19 protein-coding genes and 1 tRNA gene are annotated in these 19,552 nt (G+C 66.2%); 3 read left to right on the forward strand and 17 right to left on the reverse strand.

The window, feature by feature from the left end; translation table 11 throughout:
* Window positions 1-6: 6 nt before the first annotated feature.
* From nuoK to C1930_RS13695, 15 genes are all read right to left on the reverse strand, one after another.
* A complete protein-coding gene (gene nuoK / locus C1930_RS13625) occupies window positions 7-312 on the reverse strand; it encodes an NADH-quinone oxidoreductase subunit NuoK (RefSeq protein ID WP_006381125.1) in 306 nt (101 codons plus the stop codon).
* A complete protein-coding gene (locus C1930_RS13630; RefSeq protein WP_108771960.1) occupies window positions 309-965 on the reverse strand; it encodes an NADH-quinone oxidoreductase subunit J in 657 nt (218 codons plus the stop codon). The genes nuoK and C1930_RS13630 overlap by 4 nt, the downstream gene beginning before the upstream one ends.
* A 9-nt stretch (window positions 966-974) precedes the next feature.
* Complete coding sequence (gene nuoI, locus C1930_RS13635; RefSeq protein WP_108750217.1) at window positions 975-1,463, reverse strand: NADH-quinone oxidoreductase subunit NuoI; 489 nt, start codon at window positions 1,461-1,463, stop codon at window positions 975-977.
* 3 nt (window positions 1,464-1,466) lie between these two features.
* Window positions 1,467-2,561 carry an NADH-quinone oxidoreductase subunit NuoH gene (nuoH, locus tag C1930_RS13640; RefSeq protein ID WP_108753691.1) on the reverse strand — a complete coding sequence of 365 codons (1,095 nt, stop codon included), beginning with the start codon at window positions 2,559-2,561 and terminating at the stop codon, window positions 1,467-1,469.
* On the reverse strand, window positions 2,558-4,792 hold the full coding sequence (nuoG, locus tag C1930_RS13645) for an NADH-quinone oxidoreductase subunit NuoG (protein WP_108771961.1): 2,235 nt from the start codon (window positions 4,790-4,792) through the stop codon (window positions 2,558-2,560). The genes nuoH and nuoG overlap by 4 nt, the downstream gene beginning before the upstream one ends.
* A complete protein-coding gene (nuoF, locus tag C1930_RS13650) occupies window positions 4,789-6,129 on the reverse strand; it encodes an NADH-quinone oxidoreductase subunit NuoF (RefSeq protein WP_108750220.1) in 1,341 nt (446 codons plus the stop codon). Before nuoF ends, nuoG begins: the two co-directional genes overlap by 4 nt.
* A gap of 4 nt (window positions 6,130-6,133) precedes the next feature.
* The gene (gene nuoE / locus C1930_RS13655; protein WP_108750221.1) at window positions 6,134-6,661 is read right to left on the reverse strand and encodes an NADH-quinone oxidoreductase subunit NuoE; all 528 of its coding nucleotides are present in this window, start codon (window positions 6,659-6,661) and stop codon (window positions 6,134-6,136) included.
* Window positions 6,662-6,758: 97 nt separating this feature from the next.
* Window positions 6,759-8,066 carry an NADH-quinone oxidoreductase subunit D gene (locus tag C1930_RS13660; RefSeq protein ID WP_108753693.1) on the reverse strand — a complete coding sequence of 436 codons (1,308 nt, stop codon included), beginning with the start codon at window positions 8,064-8,066 and terminating at the stop codon, window positions 6,759-6,761.
* Entirely contained in the window at window positions 8,063-8,812 is a 750-nt protein-coding gene (locus C1930_RS13665) for an NADH-quinone oxidoreductase subunit C (protein WP_108753694.1), read from the reverse strand. Before C1930_RS13665 ends, C1930_RS13660 begins: the two co-directional genes overlap by 4 nt.
* 34 nt (window positions 8,813-8,846) lie before the next feature.
* Entirely contained in the window at window positions 8,847-9,401 is a 555-nt protein-coding gene (locus C1930_RS13670) for an NADH-quinone oxidoreductase subunit B (RefSeq protein WP_079222612.1), read from the reverse strand.
* The gene (locus C1930_RS13675; protein WP_079222613.1) at window positions 9,392-9,748 is read right to left on the reverse strand and encodes an NADH-quinone oxidoreductase subunit A; all 357 of its coding nucleotides are present in this window, start codon (window positions 9,746-9,748) and stop codon (window positions 9,392-9,394) included. The genes C1930_RS13670 and C1930_RS13675 overlap by 10 nt, the downstream gene beginning before the upstream one ends.
* A 110-nt stretch (window positions 9,749-9,858) precedes the next feature.
* A tRNA-Leu gene (locus C1930_RS13680) sits at window positions 9,859-9,943 on the reverse strand.
* A 51-nt stretch (window positions 9,944-9,994) separates the two neighbouring features.
* On the reverse strand, window positions 9,995-10,432 hold the full coding sequence (gene secG / locus C1930_RS13685) for a preprotein translocase subunit SecG (protein ID WP_108750224.1): 438 nt from the start codon (window positions 10,430-10,432) through the stop codon (window positions 9,995-9,997).
* A gap of 50 nt (window positions 10,433-10,482) precedes the next feature.
* Window positions 10,483-11,238 (reverse strand): triose-phosphate isomerase, encoded by a 756-nt coding sequence (gene tpiA, locus C1930_RS13690; RefSeq protein WP_108756779.1) that lies wholly within the window; start codon window positions 11,236-11,238, stop codon window positions 10,483-10,485.
* A gap of 874 nt (window positions 11,239-12,112) precedes the next feature.
* On the reverse strand, window positions 12,113-13,048 hold the full coding sequence (locus C1930_RS13695; protein ID WP_108771962.1) for a 2-oxoglutarate and iron-dependent oxygenase domain-containing protein: 936 nt from the start codon (window positions 13,046-13,048) through the stop codon (window positions 12,113-12,115).
* A gap of 186 nt (window positions 13,049-13,234) precedes the next feature.
* Here C1930_RS13695 and C1930_RS13700 point away from each other — a divergent pair, with 186 nt between their 5' ends.
* From C1930_RS13700 to C1930_RS13710, 3 genes are read left to right on the forward strand one after another with little or no spacing between them, the layout of a single operon-like run.
* Window positions 13,235-15,109: a sulfatase-like hydrolase/transferase gene (locus C1930_RS13700; RefSeq protein WP_108771963.1), complete on the forward strand. Its 1,875-nt coding sequence runs from the start codon at window positions 13,235-13,237 to the stop codon at window positions 15,107-15,109.
* Between the two features lie 20 nt (window positions 15,110-15,129).
* A complete protein-coding gene (locus tag C1930_RS13705; RefSeq protein ID WP_108756782.1) occupies window positions 15,130-16,275 on the forward strand; it encodes a glycosyltransferase family 4 protein in 1,146 nt (381 codons plus the stop codon).
* Window positions 16,268-17,125, forward strand: a complete 858-nt coding sequence (locus tag C1930_RS13710; RefSeq protein ID WP_108756783.1) for a polysaccharide deacetylase family protein — start codon at window positions 16,268-16,270, stop codon at window positions 17,123-17,125. Before C1930_RS13705 ends, C1930_RS13710 begins: the two co-directional genes overlap by 8 nt.
* Window positions 17,126-17,208: 83 nt before the next feature.
* On the opposite strand, the gene glmM is transcribed toward C1930_RS13710, so the two are convergent.
* Both glmM and accD read right to left on the reverse strand, forming a co-directional pair.
* A complete protein-coding gene (gene glmM / locus C1930_RS13715; RefSeq protein ID WP_108756784.1) occupies window positions 17,209-18,573 on the reverse strand; it encodes a phosphoglucosamine mutase in 1,365 nt (454 codons plus the stop codon).
* Window positions 18,573-19,448 carry an acetyl-CoA carboxylase, carboxyltransferase subunit beta gene (gene accD / locus C1930_RS13720; protein ID WP_108750230.1) on the reverse strand — a complete coding sequence of 292 codons (876 nt, stop codon included), beginning with the start codon at window positions 19,446-19,448 and terminating at the stop codon, window positions 18,573-18,575. The genes glmM and accD overlap by 1 nt, the downstream gene beginning before the upstream one ends.
* Window positions 19,449-19,552 lie beyond the last annotated feature (104 nt).

Raw genomic sequence — 19,552 nt, forward strand, 5'->3', positions numbered from 1 at the left:
TGTGGATCAGCCCTTCAACGAATCGACTTCGCCGACATTGATCGTGCGGCGGGTACGGAACAGGGTCACCAGGATCGCCAGGCCGATGGCGGCCTCGGCAGCGGCGACGGTCAGGATGAAGAACACGAACAGCTGGCCGGACGGATCACCCAGCTGGCGGGAGAACGCAACGAAGTTCACGTTCACCGACAGCAGCATCAGTTCGATCGACATCAGCAGCACGATGACGTTCTTCCGGTTCAGGAAGATGCCGGCCAGGCTGATGGCGAACAGCACCGCGCCCAGCGCAAGCATGTGGCCAAGGGTAATCACGGCTGGGTCTCCTCGCCGGCGGCCGGCTTGCTGTTGCTGTGCACGACCGGCTGCTCTGCGCCCATCTTGACCATGCGCAGGCGGTTGCCGGCCTTGACCATGGTCTGGTCGCCCGGGTTCTGGCTCTTCACGCCGGTACGGCGGCGCAGGGTCAGCATGACGGCGGCCACCACGGCCACGGTCAGGATGACGGCGGCGAACTCGAACGGCAGCAGGTATTCGGTGAACAGCGTGCGTGCCAGCCAGGTGATGTTGGAGCTGTCAGCCGCCAGCGCGGCGGCGTTGTCGGCCGGGAAGGCGTTGACCGCCCTGCCCTTCACGCCGATCAGGATGAGCATCTGCACCAGCATGGCCACGGCAACCACCAGGCCCACCGGCAGGTAACGCACCCAGCCTTCGCGCATCTTGCTGGGGTCGATGTCCAGCATCATCACCACGAACAGGAACAGCACCATCACCGCACCCACGTAGACCAGCACCAGCGCCACGCCGAGGAATTCGGCGCCCACCAGCAGCCACACGCAGGCAATGGAGAAGAAGGTCAACACCAGGCAGAGCACGGCGTGAACCGGGTTGCGCACGCTGATCACCGCACCGGCCGAAACCGTTGCCGCGATGGCGAACACCCAGAAAGCGATATTTACCCAATCCATCTCTCGACCTCAGCGGTAAGCGGCATCGGCGGCACGACGCTCGGCGATCTCGGTTTCGAGACGGTCGCCCAGGGCCAGCAGCTGCGGCTTGGTAACGATGTTTTCGCCACGCTTCTCGAAGTGGTACTCGAGGATGTGGGTTTCGACGATCGAGTCCACCGGGCAGCTTTCTTCGCAGAAGCCGCAGAAGATGCACTTGAACAGATCGATGTCGTAGCGGGTGGTACGGCGGGTGCCGTCTTCGCGCTTGGCCGAGTCGATGGTGATGGCCAGCGCCGGGCAGACCGCCTCACACAGCTTGCAGGCGATGCAGCGCTCTTCGCCGTTGGGGTAACGGCGCAGCGCGTGCAGGCCACGGAAGCGCGGCGACTGCGGGAACTTCTCCATCGGGTACATCATCGTGTACTTCGGCTTGAAGCTGTACTTCAGCGTCAGCCAAAGACCGGCCAGCAGTTCGAGCAGCAGCAGGCTCTTGAAGTAATGGGTAATCCTGTTCATCACTTAGACGCCCTTTTGAATCACGCCGAAGAACACCATGACGGCGGTAACCGCGATCCACAGAATGGCCAGCGGAATGAAGACCTTCCAGCCCAGGCGCATGATCTGGTCATAGCGGAAGCGCGGGAAGCTGGCACGGAACCAGATGTAGGCACTGGCGAAGAAGAACACCTTGACGAACAGCCACGGTGCACCGCCCTTCCAGATCCAGTCGACCAGCGGCGAGATGTTGCCCAGGTCGACCCAGCCCTGGATCGGGCTCAGCCAGCCGCCGAGGAAGAAGATCGAGATCAGGAAGCTGATCAGGATCATGTTCGCGTATTCGGCCAGGAAGAACAGCGCGAAGGCGCCGCCGGAGTACTCGACCATGTGGCCGGCCACGATTTCCGATTCGCCTTCCACCACGTCGAACGGCGCGCGGTTGGTTTCAGCCACGCCCGACACCCAGTAGATGACGAACAGCGGGAACAGCGGCAGCAGGAACCAGTCGAAGAAGCCGGAGCTGCCGGCCTGCGCCATCACGATGTTGCTCAGGTTCAGGCTGCCCGCCGCGATCATCACGCCGACCAGGGCGAAGCCCATGGCGATTTCGTAGCTGATCATCTGCGCCGAGGCGCGCATGGCACCCAGGAACGCGTACTTCGAATTGGATGCCCAACCGGCCAGGATGATGCCGTAGATGCCCAGCGAGGTCATCGCCAGCAGGTACAGCAGGCCGGCATTGGCGTTGGACAGCACGATCTGCGAATCGAAGGGCACCACCGACCAGGCCGCGAAAGCCGGGGCCAGGGTGATCAGCGGCGCCAGCAGGAAGATCGCCTTGTTGGCGCTGCTCGGCTGCAGCACTTCCTTGAACAGCAGCTTGAAGACGTCGGCGAAGGCCTGGAAGATGCCCATGCCCACGTACATCGGGCCGTGGCGGACGTGCATCCAGCCGATCAGCTTGCGTTCCCAGACCACGTAGAAGGCCACCGAGACGATCACCGGCACGGCGATCACCAGGATCTTCAGGATGATCCAGATCAGCGCGCCGATGTCACCCAGGGCAAGCAGCCACTGGTGCAGCGGGTCGACCGCGTTCAACAGCAATTCGTTCATGCAGCCACCACCGATACGCGAGCGGCACCCAGCGGCGCGGTCGCGCCGTGGCCCGATTCAATCCAGACCGAACCCGCAGCGACGCGGGCGTCGACCACCACCGGCAGGGTGGCCTTGCCGGCATCGGTGCCGACCTTGGCCATCTGCCCTTCCTGCAGCTGCAGGCGCGCGGCATCTTCAGCGTTCAGCACGATGCGCGGGGCGTTGTTCAGCGGGTGCGACTGCAGCGCCGGCGCGCGGCGGACCACCGCATCGGTGCGGTAGATCGCAGCGGTCGAAGCCACTTCCAGGCCTTCGCCGGCAACGGCCGGCTGGGCCGAAGCGGCCACGGCGACCGACACCGGGGCCAGGCTGGCGCGCAGGCCGGCCAGGTCGGTGAAGTCGAAACCGGCCAGGGCCATGTCACCGCCCAGCGCACGCAGCACGCGCCAGCCTTCACGGGCCTCGCCCGGCAGCTTGCCGCCGGCACGGGCCGACTGCTCGCGACCATCGAGGTTGGTCAGGGTGGCGTCGATTTCCGGCAGCGCGCCGATCGGCAGGATGACGTCGGCAACGTCGCGGGTGGAAACACAGGCGAACTGGCTGAAAGCCACCACCTTGGCACCGACCAGCGCCTTGCGCGCGGCCGGGGCGTCGGCAAAGTCCAGGCCCGGTTCCAGGCCGTACACCACGTAAGCCTGGCGCGGCTGCGCCAGCATGGCGGCCACGTCCTTGCCGGCCGGCAGCACGCCGGCGCGGGTCAGGCCCACGGCATTGGCGCCCTGCGGGATGCGGCACAGCTTGGCGCCGGTGGCGGCAGCGAAATCACGCGCAGCGGCGCGGATCGCGGCGGCCTGCGGGTGGTTTTCGGCGATGCCACCGACGATCAGCACGGTGTTGCTACCGCCCTGCACTGCCGAACGCAGCTCGGGGTCGGCCAGCGCCTCGACGAACTTCGACGGGGCCACGATCTGCTTGCCGGCGATGCCGAAGGCGAAATCGAAATCAACCGGGTTGATGACGTGGATCTTCGCGCCCTTGGTGGTCTGCGCCTTGCGCAGGCGGGCGTGCAGCAGCGGCAGTTCGTGGCGGATGTTGCTGCCCAGAACGACGATGCGGTCGGCGCCTTCGATCTCGGCCAGCGGCAGGCCGAAGACTTCCGCGGTGGCGGCGTCGGAGAAGTCGCGGTTGTTGATGCGGTGGTCGATGTTGTTCGAGCCCAGGCCCTTGGCCAGGCGGGCCAGCAGCGCGCCTTCCTCGTTGGAGGTGGACGGATGCACCAGCACGCCCAGGTGGTCACCCTGGTGGGCCTTGAGGATCTCGGCAGCCGCGGCCAGGCCTTCAGCCCAGCTCACTTCCTTCCACTCGCCATTGACCTTGCGCAGCGGCTTGACCGCACGGTCTTCGCTGTACAGGCCCTGGTGCGAATAGCGGTCGCGGTCGGACAGCCAGCACTCGTTCACCGCTTCGTTGTCGCGCGGCACGGTGCGCAGCACTTCGCCGCGACGCACGTGCAGGAACAGGTTCGAACCCATCGCGTCGTGGTAGCCCAGCGATTCGCGCGCGGTCAGTTCCCACGGGCGGGCGCGGAACTGGAACACCTTGTTGGTCAGCGCGCCAACCGGGCAGACGTCAACCACGTTGCCGGACAGCTCGGTGGTCAGCGGCTTGCCGTCGTAGGTACCGATCTGCAGGTTCTCGCCGCGGTACATGCCACCCAGTTCATAGGTGCCTGCCACGTCGGCGGTGAAGCGCACGCAGCGGGTGCACTGGATGCAGCGGGTCATTTCGGTGGCGACCAGCGGACCCATGTCCTCGTCGGGCACCACGCGCTTGCGCTCGTTGAAGCGGCTGACCGAACGGCCATAGCCCAGCGAAACGTCCTGCAGCTCGCATTCGCCGCCCTGGTCGCAGATCGGGCAGTCCAGCGGGTGGTTGATGAGCAGGAACTCCATCACCGAACGCTGGAACTTGAGCGCCTTCTCACTGCGGGTGGCGACCTTCATGCCGTCCATCACCGGGGTGGCGCAGGCCGGCGCCGGCTTCGGCGACTTCTCCACGTCCACCAGGCACATGCGGCAGTTGGCGGCGATCGGCAGCTTCTCGTGGTAGCAGAAGCGCGGAATGGAGATGCCGGCCTTGTCGGCGGCCTGGATGATCATCGAGCCCTTGGGCACGACCAGCGACTTGCCATCGATCTCGATGGTGACGTGATCGGGTGGGACGCTCGGATTTACGGGTTGCGCGCTCATGCAGCGGCTGCCTCCACCTTCTTGCCGTCAACCATCGAATGACCGTTGACGATGTAGTACTCGAACTCGTCCCAGAACTGGCGCAGGAAGCCCTGGATGGGCCATGCAGCCGCTTCGCCGAACGCACAGATGGTGTGGCCTTCGATCTGGCCGGCCACTGCCTTCAGCTGGTGCAGGTCTTCCATCGTGGCCTTGCCGGCGACGATGCGCTCCAGCACGCGGTGCATCCAGCCGGTACCTTCGCGGCACGGGGTGCACTGGCCACAGGATTCCTTGTGGAAGAACTGGCTGATGCGGCAGGCGAACTTGACGCAGCACACGCTGTCATCCAGCACCACGACGGCGCCCGAACCCAGGCCGGAGCCCAGCGCACGGATGGTGTCGTAGTCCATCGGCAGGCCCTTCAGCTCGGCCGCGGTCAGCACCGGCATGGACACGCCGCCCGGAATCGCGCCCTTCAGGGTGCGGCCCGGACGCAGGCCACCGGCCATTTCCAGCAGGTCGTCGAAGGTGGTGCCCAGCGGCACTTCGAAATTGCCGCCGTTCTGCACGCAACCGGACACCGAGAAGCACTTCGGGCCGCCGTTGCCGGTCAGACTCAGCCCCTTGAACCACTCCGGGCCGTTGCGGATGATCGCCGGCACCGAGCCGTAGGTTTCGGTGTTGTTGATGGTGGACGGCTTGCCGTACAGGCCGAAGTTCGCCGGGAACGGCGGCTTGTAGCGCGGCTGGCCCTTCTTGCCTTCCAGCGATTCCATCAGCGCGGTTTCTTCGCCGCAGATGTAGGCGCCGGCGCCCAGGGCACCGTAGATGTCGATGTCCACGCCCGAGCCCATCACGTTCTTGCCCAGCCAGCCATTTGCATAGGCGTCGGCCAGGGCCTGTTCGAAGTGCTCGAACGGCTCGTGGTGGAACTCACCGCGCAGGTAGTTGTAACCCACGGTCGAGCCGGTGGCGTAGCAAGCGATCGCCATGCCTTCCACCACCGAATGCGGGTTGTAGCGCAGGATGTCGCGGTCCTTGCAGGTGCCCGGCTCGGATTCGTCCGAATTGCAGAGGATGTACTTCTGCATGTTGCCCTTGGGCATGAAGGACCACTTCAGGCCGGTCGGGAAGCCAGCGCCACCGCGGCCGCGCAGGCCGGAGGCCTTGACCATCTCGATGACCTGCTCCGGCGGGATCTTCTCTTCGAGGATCTTGCGCAGGGCGGCGTAGCCACCGGTCTTCAGGTAGCTTTCGTACGACCACGGGGTGTCGTAATGCAGGGTGGTGTAGACCACCTGGTGCGGCAGCGGCGCGGGGCCGACCGGACCCTTGGATTCGTGGTGATGTGCCATGCCCTTACTCCAGCCCGTCCAGCAGCTCGTCGACCTTTTCCAGGGTCAGACGCTCATGGTAGTGACCGTTGATGACCATCATCGGTGCGCCACCGCAGCCCGCCAGGCACTCTTCCTCGCGCTTGAGGTAGACGCGGCCGTCCGGGGTGGACTGGCCGTGCTTGATGCCCAGCTTCTTCTCGCAATGGCGCACGATGTCTTCGGCGCCATTGAGCCAGCAGCTGATGTTGGTGCAGATGGCCACGTTGTTGCGGCCCACCTTCTCGGTCTCGAACATCGAGTAGAAGCTGGCCACTTCGTAGGCCCACACCGGCGGCAGGTCCAGGTACTTGGCCACGCCGGCGATCAGCTCGTCGGTCAGCCAGCCCTCGTTCTGCTCCTGGGCCGCATGCAGGCCCTGCAGCACGGCAGAGCGCTTGCGGTCCGGCGGGAACTTGGACAGCCAGTGATCGATGTGAGCGCGGGTCTTGTCGCTCAGCACCACCATCGGGTCGACGTCGCGCGCCGCCTCGAAATTACCTGTCGCCTTCATCGGCCGACCTCAGCGAAATGCATAACGTGAAATTCCAGAGACTGCGGCGCCGGCTTGCGCCGGCTGCCTGCAGCGGGCGTTGGCGTGGCGGACGGCATTACCGGTCAACCTCGCCGAACACCAGATCGTAGGTACCGATCATGGCCACCACGTCGGCCAGCATGTGGCCGCGCACGATCGAATCGATCGAGGACAGGTGGGCGAAGCCGGGGGCACGCAGGTGCACGCGGAAGGGCTTGTTGGCGCCGTCGGAGACCAGGTAGCAGCCGAACTCACCCTTCGGGGCTTCCACCGCCGAATAGGTTTCACCGGCCGGCACGCAATAGCCTTCGCTGAACAGCTTGAAGTGGTGGATCAGCGCTTCCATGTCGTCCTTCATGTCCTCGCGCTTGGGCGGAGCGACCTTGAAGTTCTTCACCATCACCGGGCCCGGGTTGGCCTTCAGCCACGCCACGCACTGCTTGATGATGCGGTTGGATTCGCGCATTTCGGCAACGCGGACCAGGTAACGGTCGTAGCAGTCGCCTTCCTTGCCCAGCGGGATGTCGAAATCGACGGCATCGTACTTGGCGTACGGACGCTTCTTGCGCAGATCCCAGGCAACGCCCGAGCCGCGCAGCATCACGCCGGTCATGCCCCACTGGTGGGCCAGTTCCGGGCTGACCACGCCGATGCCGACCGTACGCTGCTTCCAGATACGGTTGTCGGTCAGAAGGGTTTCGTATTCGTCAACGCGACCCGGGAACTCGTTGGTGAAGTTCTCCAGGAAGTCCAGCAGCGAGCCTTCACGCGAAGCATTGAGCTGCTTCAGCGCCTTGCCCTTGTGCCAGCGCGATTCCTTGTACTTGGGCATGTGGTCCGGCAGGTCGCGGTAAACACCGCCCGGACGGTAGTACGCCGCGTGCATGCGCGCGCCGGAGACCGCTTCGTAGCAGTCCATCAGCTCTTCGCGCTCGCGGAAGGCGTACAGCATGACCGCCATGGCGCCCAGATCGAGCGCGTTGGAGCCCAGCCACATCAGGTGGTTCAGGATGCGGGTGATTTCGTCGTACATGGTGCGGATGTACTGCGCGCGCTCGGGCGCTTCGATACCCATCAGGGTTTCGATCGCGCGCACGTAGGCGTGCTCGTTGCACATCATCGACACGTAATCCAGGCGATCCATGTAGCCGATCGACTGGTTGAACGGCTTGGACTCGGCCAGCTTTTCGGTACCACGGTGCAGCAGGCCCACGTGGGGGTCGGCACGCATGATGGTTTCGCCGTCCATTTCCAGGATCAGGCGCAGCACACCGTGGGCGGCCGGATGCTGCGGGCCGAAGTTCATGGTGTAGTTGCGGATTTCCTGCCGGCTTTCGGCGGGGTTGCTGGCGAAGGCTTCGCCAGCCTGGTGTACGTGGCTCACTTCACTGCCTCCTGCGCGCGCTCACCTTCTGCGGTCTGCAGACGGGCGTCGTCGCGGATCACGCGCGGCACGCCGACGCGCGGCTCCACCGAGGTGACCGGTTCGTAGATCACGCGCTTCTTTTCTTCGTCGTAGCGGACTTCGACGTTGCCGATCAGCGGGAAGTCCTTGCGGAACGGATGGCCGACGAAACCGTAGTCGGTCAGGATCCGGCGCAGGTCCGGGTGACCTTCGAAGATCACGCCGTACAGGTCGAACGCTTCGCGCTCGAACCAGTTCAGGCCCGGCCAGATGCCGGTCAGCGAGGACACCACCGGCAGTGCTTCGTCAGGGGCGAAGCAGCGCAGGTGCAACATCAGGTTGTGCTGGTACGAGCGCAGCTGGGCGACCACGGCGAAACGCTGGGTCGGCATGTGCTGCGGGCGGGCGCCATCGGCACCGTTTTCTTCGCTGGGGAACTCGCCCCAGGCGAAGCGGCCCTGCGCCTTGCCTTCCACGCCACGACTGAAGCCCTGCGAGGAAACGTCGGCGGTGTCCCATTCGTCCGAGCCGTAGCCCAGGTAATCGACGCCGCACAGGTCCACGGCCTGCTCGAAACCAAACTCGTCACGCAGCGCCAGGGCAGTGGCGTGCCACTGAGCCGCAGGCACCTCCAGCGTCACTTCGCCGCGGGGTTCGACCACGATGACCTTCGCACCAGCGAAACGTGCGGAGAGTCGGTCGATGAAGGATGCTTGCTCTGCCATGGGGGCTTGGCGCGCTCTTGTCAGGTGAAAAGGGTCAGCGGGCGATGGTCTGTGTACGCCAGATCTTCTTCTGCAGCTGCAGGATCCCGTACACCAGCGCCTCGGCGGTCGGCGGGCAGCCCGGGACATAGACGTCCACCGGCACCACGCGATCACAGCCGCGCACGACAGAATAGGAGTAATGGTAGTAGCCGCCGCCATTGGCGCAGCTGCCCATCGAGATGACCCACTTCGGGTCCGGCATCTGGTCGTAGACCTTGCGCAGCGCCGGGGCCATCTTGTTGACCAGGGTGCCGGCCACGATCATCACGTCGGACTGACGCGGCGACGGACGGAACACCACGCCGTAGCGGTCAAGGTCCAGACGCGCCGCACCGGCGTGCATCATTTCCACCGCACAGCAGGCCAGACCGAAGGTCATGGGCCACATGGAGCCGGTGCGTGCCCAGTTCAGCAGAGCATCGACACTGGTGGTGACAAAGCCCTTTTCCAGCAGGGGGTTGTCGCCTTCCGGCCGCAGGATGTCATCCACCCGCCCTTCCGGGACCGGGTTGTTCATGAGGCCATCGAGAGTCTGAATCACTCCCATTCCAGCGCTCCCTTCTTCCAGACGTAAATGAAACCGAGGAACAGCATGCCGACGAACAGGCCCATGGTGACGAGCGAACGGGCGCCCAGCTCCATGAAGACCTGGGTCCACGGCACGATGAAGATGATTTCCAGGTCGAAGACGATGAACTGGATCGCGATCAGGTAGTAGCGCACGTCGAACTTCATGCGCGCGTCTTCGAAGGCCTCGAAGCCGCATTCGTACGGCGACAGCTTTTCCAGATCGGGGCGGCGGGGGCCGAGGAATCGACCAATCAGCATCAGCGTGATGCCGATACCGGTGGCGACGATCAGAAACAGCAGAGACGGCAAATATTCGGCCAGCACAGCGATTCTCTCTTGCCTCTGCCGCCGCGCCTGCAGGCGCTTTGGCATGGGGGAGTGGACGGGAAACGGCTGGTGCATTGCGCGCCAGGAGAACCCGCTTTACTTACAAATGGTGCCCAAGAGGGGACTCGAACCCCTACGACCTAAGTCGCTACCACCTCAAGGTAGTGCGTCTACCAATTCCGCCACCTGGGCAAACGATCACATCAGACCAACATCCCGATGCGCCGCGTATTGTAACCGGCTTCAGTCTTTCTGGGAGCCTTCGGACGGCTTTTCTTCACCAGAAGTGGAAGTTTCCGCCTGAGCCGGCACAGTGGCGGCCGGAACCGGTGCCGCCGGGACCTCCGCAGCCTTCGGCGCGGCCGGCAGTTCACCCGCCGGGACGGCCGGGGCGCTGGCCGCCGGGGCGGACATCAGGCCCAGGTCCTGGTCGGCCGCCGGACGGGTGCCATGGCCGGCGTACCAGGCCATGAACAGGCTGATGCCGAAGAACACCACGGCCAGCCACTTGGTGGACTTGGACAGGAAGTTGGACGCGCCGCGCGCGCCGAACACAGTCCCCGAGGCGCCGGCACCAAAGCCCGAGCCCGCCGCCGCGCCCGAGCCACGCTGCATCAGGATCAGCGCGATCATGGCTACGGCCACCAGCACGTAGACGACATTGAGGATCAACATCAGCATTGGAAACCCGCCCTCGGACTGTTATGCCGACGCTGAGCCGGCTGTCTTGACTAAATGTGTGCCGCCGCCTGCGCGATGGCCAGGAAATCCGCGGCCACCAGCGAGGCGCCGCCGACCAGCCCACCATCGACATCCGGCTGCGCGAACAGTTCCCCGGCATTGTCGGGTTTCACGCTACCGCCGTAAAGAATGGGCAGTGAATCGGCGATTCTAGCATCCATGCGCGCGACTTCGCCACGAATGAAGGCGTGCACCTGCTGGGCCTGCTCCTTGCTGGCGGTCTTGCCGGTACCGATGGCCCAGACCGGCTCGTAGGCCACTACGGCATTGGCAAACCCCTCGGCGCCGACGCGCTCGAGCACCGGTGCCAGCTGGCTGGCGATGACCGCCTCGGTCTGCCCGGCTTCGCGCTGCTCCAGGGTTTCACCCACGCACAGCACCGGCACCAGGCCGGCGTGCAGGGCTGCGGCGAACTTGCGGGCGACCAGCTCGCTGCTTTCCTGGTGGTACTGGCGGCGCTCGGAGTGGCCGACCAGGCCGTAGCGGGCGCCGACCTCGTGCAGCATGGCTGCACAGACTTCGCCGGTGTAGGCGCCCTTTTCATTGCTGCTGACATCCTGGGCCCCGAACACCAGGCCGGTCTCGCCGAAGTCCTCGACCAGTTCGCCCAGGTACGGCAGCGGCGGCAGGATGACCACATCCACCCCGGCCTTGGGCAGCCCGGCGGCCACCTGGCCGAGCAGCTCGGTGGCGAATTGACGGCTGCCGTGCAGCTTCCAGTTTCCGGCGACGATCTTGCGGCGCATGGCGGTGGCTCCTGTATGAACTCAGCCGCCCATGATACCCGCTATGGCAAAAATCCGTTTCCGTGTAAGCGGTTACATGGATTTTCAGCCAACGGCGCAGCCCCTCGTGGCGGGGTTGGTCGCGAACGGCCCGGTGGGTTTTATTGGGTTGGCCGGGCGGGTGGGCCGCGCAGGGGACGCTGCAAGTACGTCCATGTAAGCTCGTAGGCGCCATCCATGGCGCCTGCGCCCCTGCGCACCCCACCCGCCCGGCCCCTGACACATTGCGGCGGTTCCGCCCGCCACGGAAAGAAAAAAGAAGAGCAGGAGCAAGAGCAGAAGCGGCATTCCGGGTGGGTTCCGGGGTCAGATCCCTTTTCCGCAGGAAAAGGGATCTGCCCCCTACCCCGCTCGCCCCCTCACAGATTTCATCCACGCATGGCGTGGATCTACCGGAAGCGGGGTTTGCCCACCGTCACCGGGAAACTGTCAGGGGGGCGGCGGTGTGGCTGGGTTCCGGGGTCAGATCCCTTTTCCGCAGGAAAAGGGATCTGACCCCTCCCCGTTCGCCCCCTCACAGATTTCATCCACGCATGGCGTGGATCTACCGGAAGCGGGGTTTGCCCACCGTCACCGGGAAACTGTCGGGGGTGGGGCGGTGTGGGTGGGCAGGACCGCAGGCGCCATGGATGGCGCCTACGAGCCTACAGGGACGTACTTGCGGCGTGTCCTGCCCACCCACACCGCCCCACCCGACCAGCAGAAAACCAGAGCCGCTCTGGCTCTGGCCTCTGCGGGTGCAGGGTGCAACCCTGCCGGACACCCTCCGCTGCGCTCGCCGGGCATGGCCTGGCGCTACCTGTAATGAAAAGGCCGCCTTTCGGCGGCCTTCTCATTACTTCAGCTTGATCTCGCGCAGGCGCTCTTCCAGGAAGCCGTGGGCGGTGATCGGCTCCGGGTAGCGGCTGGGGTTTTCCGGGGTGATGCACGAGGGCAGCACGTCGATCAGGAAATCCGGGTTCGGGTGCAGGAAGAACGGCACCGAGTAGCGCGGCTGGCGGGCCAGCTCGCCCGGGGGGTTCACCACGCGGTGGATGGTGGACGGGTACACGTGGTTGGTCAGGCGCTGCAGCATGTCGCCGATGTTGACCACGATGGTGTCAGCGTCCGAAGTGAACGGCACCCACTGGCCATCATGCGACTGCACTTCCAGGCCCGCGGCACTGGCACCGACCAGCAGGGTGATGAAGTTGATGTCGCCATGGGCGCCGGCACGCACGTTCGGAATGTCGTCGGTGGTGATCGGCGGGTAATGGATCGGGCGCAGGATCGAATTGCCGAAGTTGGTCTTGTCGGCGAAGAAGTCCTCCGGCAGGCCAATGTGCAGGGCCAGCGCCGACAGCACGCGCGAACCCAGGTTGTCCAGCGCCTGGTACAGGCCGTAGCCGCGCTCGCGGAAGCCCTCGACCTCGGTCGGCCACAGGTTCGGCGCCATCACATCACGGTACTTGGAGTCATCGGCGATCTCGCGACCGATGTGCCAGAACTCCTTCAGGTCGAAGTGCTTGGAGCCCTTGGCGGTTTCCACGCCGAACGGGGTGTAGCCGCGGGCGCCGCCGCTGCCAGCCACGTGGTACTTGCGCTTGACCTCGTCCGGCAGGGCGAAGAAGGCCTTGAAGACATCGTAGGCCGCGTCGATGTCGGCCTGCGCGATGCCGTGGTTACGGATGCCCGCGAATCCCCATTGGCGGTAGGCCGCGCCCAGCTCGGCCACGAAGGCCTCGCGGTCGCTGTCGAAACGGGTGATGTCGAGGGTCGGGATCTGGCTCACAGCGGTTCCTGGCTTGTCGTGGGTCTGTTCGGCCCGACAGCTGTCTGTGGGCCACCTGAACATTGTGACAGATCGGCCCAATTCCCACACCGATACATTGAAACAAACCGATACAATGCGCCGCCCTTCGCGTCTTGACGCCCTCGTCACACGCGCCCTCCCTCGTTCGCCCAACCCGTCGCCGCCATGGATGCTGCTTCCTTCAACACTCCCGCCCCGGGCGCCGAACGCCGCTGGCAGCGGCTGGCCTGGTGGTCGTTGTTCATTGCCGGCAATGCCGTGCTGGCGGCGCTGATCGCACTGGGCAACATTCCCGTGCGCGACAACCCCGGCGGCGCACTGGGCCTGACCTACCTGTCGGTTGCCCTGCCCGGCCACCTGCTGGCGCTGGGCGCGCTGGCCGGCCTGCTGCCATTGGCGCTGGGCCTGTGGCCGCGGCGCGCGCGCGTTCTGACGGTTTCGGCCATCGTGATGCAGGGCCTGTGGCTGTGCCTGTTGCTGGTGGATGCCAAGGTCTTCGCCCTGTACCGCTTCCACCTCAATGCCATGGTCGCCAACATGGTGTTCGGCGGCGCCCTGCACGACCAGGTGAGCCTGTCCTGGAAAACCTGGCTGCAGGCGATCGCGATGATCAGCGCCCTGTTCGGCGCGCAGGCCCTGCTGGCCTGGGCCTGCTGGAAGCTGCTGCCGGCGGCGCGACTGCGGCGCCGGGTGCTGCAGGCCTGGGCGCTGGTGGCGCTGTTGATGGCCGGCGGCCAGGTGGCCACGGCCTACTACGACGCGCTGGGCGAACGTGCGGTCATCAGCCAGTGGAACTACCTGCCCTGGGCCCAGCCGATCACCGCCAAGAGCTTCATGCGCCGGCTGGGCGTGGTCAGCCAGCCGCAGGCCGGCCTGCCCGACCCGCGCCATGCGCAGCTGAACTACCCGTTGCAGCCGCTGCGCTGCCAGAGCCACCAGCGCCCGAACGTGCTGATGGTGGTGCTGGAATCGCTGCGCAAGGACGCACTGACGCCGCAGTTCATGCCCAATACGGCTGCGCTGGCGCAGTCTTCGCGCGTGTACCAACAGCACTTCAGCACCGGCAATGCCACCCGCTACGGGCTGTTCGGCCTGATGTACGGGCTGCCCGGCGGCTACTGGCCCACCATGCTGGCCGAGCAGCGCGGGTCGCAGCTGTTCAAGGTGCTGCAGCAGCAGGGTTACGACCTGCACCTGTACGGCAGTGCGCCGCTGTACAGCCCCGAATTCGACCGCACCGTGTTTTCCGATGTGCGCAGCCAGCTGCACCAGGGCCCGCGCGATCGCGATTCGGCCGGGCGTGACCGCGCCATCGTCGAATCGCTGCAGCAGGACATCGTGGCCAGCCAGGCGGGCAAACGCCCGTGGTTCGGCTTTGTCTTCCTCGATTCCACCCATGCGCCGTACCACATGCCGGCCGACTACCCGGCGGTCGCCCAGCCCATGGCCGAGGACATCGACTTCCTGAAGTTCGGCCCGGACCACGACCCGACCCCCGAATTGAACCGCTACCACACCGCGGTGCACTACGCCGACAGCCTGGTCGGACGGCTGCTGGAAACGCTGCGTGCGCAGGGGCTGGACGAGGACACCATCGTGCTGGTCACCGGTGACCACGCCGAAGAGTTCAACGACCTGGGCCTGAACTACTGGGGCCACAACGGCAACTTCTCCGACTACCAGCTGCAGGTGCCGTTCGTGCTGCACTGGCCCGGGCAGGCGGCCGCGCAGGACGCCCGCACCAGCTCGCACGAAGACTGGGTACCGACGCTGATGCGCCACGGCCTGGGCTGCGAGAACGCGCTGGCCGACTACAGCACCGGCCAGGACCTGCTGGCCGAACCGCAGGGCACACGTTCGCTGGTGGTGGAAAGCTGGTCGCAGCGCGCGGTGCGCCACGGCGATGCGATCCACGTGTTCGACAAGTTCGGCAACGCCACCACGCTGGATCGCCGCTACCACCCCTTGCCGCAGCAGGCGCCGGACCCGGCCAGCCTGCGCGCGGCCTGGGAAGCGCTGACCCGCTTCCGCAATCGTTGAACCACAGGACGGATTCAACCATGACTCGCCCGCTGCGCATCCTGCACACCGAGGCCGCCACCGGAATGGGCGGCCAGGAGATCTACATTTTCCGCCACATGCAGGCCATGCGTGCGCGCGGCCACGAGGTGGCACTGCTGTGCCAGCCCGGGGCGCGCCTGGCCGGGCTGGCCCGCGATGCGGGATTCACCGTACATACCCTGCGCATGGGCGGTCTGGCGCGCCTGCTGCGCGGCATCTGGTCAGTCGCACGCCTGGTGCGTCGTGAACGCTACGACGTGGTCAACACCACCAGCCGTCGCGATGCGTTGATCGCCGCCGCCGGCGCACGCCTGGGCGGCACGCCGCTGGTGGTGCGCTCGCGCCACCTGATGAGCCCGGTCAATTCATTGCTGACCTACACCGGGCTGCCGCACCGGGTGCTGACCGTCAGCAGTTTCGTCAAGCAGCTGCTGGCCGAGCGCGGCGTTCCGGCGGCCAGCATCGGCATCGTGCCGCCGATTGCGGTGCCGCCGCAGTGGAGCGACATCCGCAAGCCCGACCCGTGGCAGTGCCTGCAGGACGTACGCGCCGAGGTGCGCGGCGAACTGGGCTTCAGCGCCGACGATATCGTGGTGGGCTGCGTGGCCGTGCTGCGCGAACCCAAGGGCCATGCCGACCTGCTGCAGGCCATCGCACCGCTGTGCCAGGCCAACCGCAACCTGCACCTGGTGGTGGTGGGCGATGGCGAACCGGTGATGGCCCGCCTGCAGGCCCTGCGCGATGCACTGGGCCTGCAGCAGCAGGTCCACCTGCTGGGCTACCGCGATGGTGCCTGCCGGCTGATGGCCGGCTTCGACATCTTCGCCCTGGCCTCGCACAAGGAAGCGGCGGGCACGGTGTTCCTGGAAGCGGCGTTCGTGGGCGTGCCGATCGTCGCCACGCGCGTGGGGGGTGTTCCGGAAATGGTGGTCGATGGCAGCAACGCGCTGCTGACCCGGCTGGGCGACCGCGCCGCATTGACTGCCGCGCTGCGCCTGCTGGTGGACGACCCCGAACGCCGCCGCCTGATGGGCCGTGCCGGCTGGGACTGGATGCGCAGCGCGCACCGGTTCACCCCTGCCGGCCACGGCGAAACCACCGAATACTATTATCACCAGTGGCTGAAGGAGCTGGGACATGGCTGACGCACGAACCGTACCGGTGCTGATGCACCATCACGTAAGCCCGTCGCCGGGCATGATCACCGTGTCGCCGGAAAACTTCGAGAGCCAGATCGCCTGGCTGGCGCGCGAAGGCTGGACGTCGCTGACGCTGGACCAGTACGCCGGCTTCCTGGCCGGCAAGCCGGTGCCCCGCAAATCGATCGTGATCACCTTCGATGACGGTTACCTGGACAACTGGGTGTATGCGCACCCGATCCTGCAGAAGTACGGCATGCACGCGGTGGTGTTCGTGGTGACCGGCTGGATGGGCGAAGGCCCGGTGCGCGCGCATGCTGGTGTGGCCGACGCCGTGCTGCCGCCGACGCCGGACCACCGTGGCTGCGAGACGGCGATCTTCCAGGACAACCGCTGCGACGATGTGATGATGCGCTGGAGCGAAGCACGCGCCGCCATCGAGGCCGGCACCTTCGAGGTGCACTGCCATACCCACACCCATACCCGCTGGCTGCAGCGGCAGGACCTGGACCGCGCGCAGCGCCGCGATGGCATCGACCAGGACCTGGCGCGGGCGCGGCAGGTGCTGCAGGCGCAGCTGGGCGAAGTGTCCGACACCCTGTGCTGGCCGTATGGCGATTTCGACCAGGACCATATCGAGGTCGCCCGCGCACACGGGTTCCGCTACCTGCACACCACCCATCCGTTCGGCCGCAACGTGGTCGGTGGCGATCCGGAACGCATCTATCGCTTCGCGATCCGCAACCGCCCGGCCAGCTGGCTGCGCAAGCGCATCGCGCAGAGCTACCACCCGCTGCTGGGGCCGCTGTTCAACGGCTTCAAGGCACGCCAGAAGAAGATGGTGCCCGGGCCCTAGGCATTGCCCGCGATCGTGCGCGGTGGAAACGAAAACGCCCCGGTATCCCGGGGCGTTCCGCATTGTGCAGGCTGAGCCGAAGGTCAGGCGGTTGCAGCGGACTTCACCGCGGCCGACAGCCGGTCCAGGGTGTCCTGCATCAGGGTGGCGTCGTCGGCTTCCACGGTGACGCGCACCACCGGCTCGGTGCCGGAGGGACGCAGGAACGCACGGCCCCGGCCACTGACGGCCTGCTGTGCTTGCACCAGTGCCGACTGCACGCTGTCGGCCTGCACGGTGGCCTTGGCCGAGACATCGCCCAGGCGCACGTTGACGGTCTTCTGCGGCACCTTCGACAGCGGCTGCAGCGCCTGACGCAGGGTCTGCCCGCTGCGCTTGAGCGCCACCAGCACCTGCAGCGCACTGACGATGCCATCGCCGGTGGTGGCGCGGTCCAGGCACAGCAGGTGGCCGGAGGCTTCGCCGCCGAGCACGCCATTGCCTTCGATCAGCGCCTGGTGCACGTAGCGGTCGCCCACGTTGCTGCGCTGGAACGGAATCTGCAGCTCGGCCAGCGCCTTTTCCAGGCCGTAGTTGCTCATCAGGGTGCCGACCACCGGACCACGCAGGCGGCCTTCGGCCTGCCACGCGCGCGCCAGGATGTAGAGCAGGTCGTCACCGTCGACCGGGGTACCCTGGTCGTCGGCCATCAGGACACGATCGCCGTCGCCGTCGAAGGCAATGCCCAGGTCGGCGCCGGTCTCGCGCACCTTGGCGGCAAGGTTGTCGATGTGGGTCGAGCCCACGCCGTCGTTGATGTTCACGCCGTTGGGTTCGGCACCGATGCCGATGACATCGGCACCCAGTTCGCGGAACAGCAGCGGCGCGATCTGGTAGGTAGCGCCGTGTGCGCAGTCCAGCACCAGGCGCACGCCACGCAGATCGAACGAGCGCGGCACGCTGGCCTTGCAGAACTCGATGTAGCGGCCCACCGCTTCACGGGCACGCGAGGCCTTGCCCAGCTGCTCCGATTCGGCGGTGGTGAACGGCACGTCCAGCGCTGCTTCCAGCGCCAGTTCGGTGGCGTCATCAAGCTTCTCGCCCTGGGCGGAGAAGAACTTGATGCCGTTGTCGTAGTGCGGGTTGTGCGAGGCACTGATGACGATGCCGGCATCCACGCCCAGGGTACGGGTAAGGAAGGCCACGGCCGGCGTGGGCATCGGGCCCAGCAGCTGCACGTCGGCACCGGCGGCGACCAGGCCTGCTTCCAGCGCGGCTTCGAACATGTAGCCGGAAATGCGGGTGTCCTTGCCGATCACCACGATCGGACGACGCCCATGCGCGCCGCGCTGGGCCACCAGCACGCGGCCCAGGGCATTGCCCAGGCGCAGCACGAAATCGGCCGAAATCGGGCTCTGGCCGACGCGCCCGCGGATGCCGTCGGTACCGAAGTACTTGCGGCCTCCCATCAAGCCACCTCCGGCCGCGGCTGACGGCCGAGCATGGCCAGCAGGTCGGCCAGGCGGTCACGCATTTCGCGGCGGTCGCAGATCTGGTCGATGGCGCCGTGCTCGAGCAGGAACTCCGAACGCTGGAAGCCTTCGGGCAGCTTTTCGCGCACGGTCTGTTCGATCACGCGCGGGCCGGCGAAGCCGATCAGGGCCTGCGGTTCGGCGATGTTGATGTCGCCCAGCATTGCAAACGAGGCCGACACGCCACCGGTGGTCGGGTGGGTCAGCACCGAGATGTACGGCAGGCCGGCCTCGCGCAGCTTGCCCAGCGCGGCCGAGGTCTTGGCCATCTGCATCAGCGAGAACAGGCCTTCCTGCATGCGCGCGCCGCCACTGGCGGAGAAGCACACGTAGGGGGCGCCGATTTCCAGCGCGGTTTCGGCGGCCAGCGCGAAGCGCTCACCCACCACCGAGCCCATCGAACCACCCATGAAGGCGAAATCGAACGAGGACGCCACCAGCGGACGGCCCTTGAGCAGGCCGCGCATGGCGATCAGCGCGTCGTACTCGCCGGTGTTCTTCTGCGCGATCTTGATGCGCTCGCTGTACTTCTTCTGGTCCTTGAACTTCAGCAGGTCGGTCGGCCCCAGGCGCGCCGCGATCTCGGTGGTGCTGTCGGCGTCAAACAGCGCGGCCAGGCGCGCGCGCGCGCGGATCGCCATGTGGTGGCCGCACTTCGGGCAGACCTCCAGGTTTTCTTCCAGCTCGGGGCGGTACAGCGCGCTGCCGCAGCTGCTGCACTTTTCCCACAGGCCCTCGGGGACGCTGCGCTTCTTGCTGGGGGTGTTGTCGGTGCGGATGCCGGACGGCATCAACTTGCTGAGCCAACTCATGCGGGAGGACACTTCCGTTCAGGGCGGCCCGAAGGCCGCAAAGGCCGACAGTCTAGCGCCGCTCCCCCTGCCCGTGCACCCCCGCGTGGCTGCCGGGGGTTCGG

It is taken from the genome of Stenotrophomonas sp. SAU14A_NAIMI4_8, assembly GCF_003086695.1.
GTDB lineage: Bacteria > Pseudomonadota > Gammaproteobacteria > Xanthomonadales > Xanthomonadaceae > Stenotrophomonas.

Excerpts from the sequence above, each read along its gene's own strand:
- tpiA (WP_108756779.1), bottom strand. The coding sequence starts at position 11,238 with ATGCGCCGCAAGATCGTCGCCGGAAACTGGAAGCTGCACGGCAGCCGT.
- nuoG (WP_108771961.1), bottom strand. The coding sequence starts at position 4,792 with ATGAGCGCGCAACCCGTAAATCCGAGCGTCCCACCCGATCACGTCACC.
- C1930_RS13630 (WP_108771960.1), bottom strand. The coding sequence starts at position 965 with ATGGATTGGGTAAATATCGCTTTCTGGGTGTTCGCCATCGCGGCAACG.
- accD (WP_108750230.1), bottom strand. The coding sequence starts at position 19,448 with ATGAGTTGGCTCAGCAAGTTGATGCCGTCCGGCATCCGCACCGACAAC.
- nuoF (WP_108750220.1), bottom strand. The coding sequence starts at position 6,129 with ATGGCACATCACCACGAATCCAAGGGTCCGGTCGGCCCCGCGCCGCTG.
- C1930_RS13710 (WP_108756783.1), top strand. The coding sequence starts at position 16,268 with ATGGCTGACGCACGAACCGTACCGGTGCTGATGCACCATCACGTAAGC.
- nuoI (WP_108750217.1), bottom strand. The coding sequence starts at position 1,463 with ATGAACAGGATTACCCATTACTTCAAGAGCCTGCTGCTGCTCGAACTG.
- C1930_RS13705 (WP_108756782.1), top strand. The coding sequence starts at position 15,130 with ATGACTCGCCCGCTGCGCATCCTGCACACCGAGGCCGCCACCGGAATG.
- glmM (WP_108756784.1), bottom strand. The coding sequence starts at position 18,573 with ATGGGAGGCCGCAAGTACTTCGGTACCGACGGCATCCGCGGGCGCGTC.
- C1930_RS13670 (WP_079222612.1), bottom strand. The coding sequence starts at position 9,401 with ATGGGAGTGATTCAGACTCTCGATGGCCTCATGAACAACCCGGTCCCG.
- nuoH (WP_108753691.1), bottom strand. The coding sequence starts at position 2,561 with ATGAACGAATTGCTGTTGAACGCGGTCGACCCGCTGCACCAGTGGCTG.
- secG (WP_108750224.1), bottom strand. The coding sequence starts at position 10,432 with ATGCTGATGTTGATCCTCAATGTCGTCTACGTGCTGGTGGCCGTAGCC.
- nuoE (WP_108750221.1), bottom strand. The coding sequence starts at position 6,661 with ATGAAGGCGACAGGTAATTTCGAGGCGGCGCGCGACGTCGACCCGATG.
- C1930_RS13665 (WP_108753694.1), bottom strand. The coding sequence starts at position 8,812 with ATGGCAGAGCAAGCATCCTTCATCGACCGACTCTCCGCACGTTTCGCT.
- C1930_RS13700 (WP_108771963.1), top strand. The coding sequence starts at position 13,235 with ATGGATGCTGCTTCCTTCAACACTCCCGCCCCGGGCGCCGAACGCCGC.